We start from the raw sequence: 351 nt of genomic DNA on the forward strand, positions 1-351 counted from the left end.
AGCAAGCTCCCTTCATCCGCTCGACTTGCATGTGTTAGGCCTGCCGCCAGCGTTCAATCTGAGCCATGATCAAACTCTTCAGTTCAATACTGATCGGGTTTTGAGAAAACCCTAAACTTGGCTCAGCAATCGCAAAAAACTCTCGAATTCACGAGTGTTACTTGTGATGCTGATAATCTTGCGATCACCAGTCTTAACTCACAAGCACCCACACGAATTGCTTGATTCAACTTGTTAAAGAGCAGTTGGTTGATTCTTTCGTCTCAACCGAGGCCGCGCATTCTACGCCAACCTCTTATTTCGTCAAGCGTTATTTTCAGAATTTTTCGTTCCTACTCAACCGCTTGCGCT

Annotated in this window: 1 rRNA gene; it reads right to left on the reverse strand. The window is 45.6% G+C overall.

Annotation, left to right across the window (positions count from 1 at the left end):
• Window positions 1–85: ribosomal RNA gene (locus QSJ95_RS32625) — 16S ribosomal RNA — on the reverse strand; the annotation flags it as partial.
• Window positions 86–351 lie beyond the last annotated feature (266 nt).

Origin of the sequence: Pseudomonas sp. NBRC 100443 (genome assembly GCF_030268185.1) — a bacterium.
Lineage (GTDB): Bacteria > Pseudomonadota > Gammaproteobacteria > Pseudomonadales > Pseudomonadaceae > Pseudomonas > Pseudomonas citronellolis.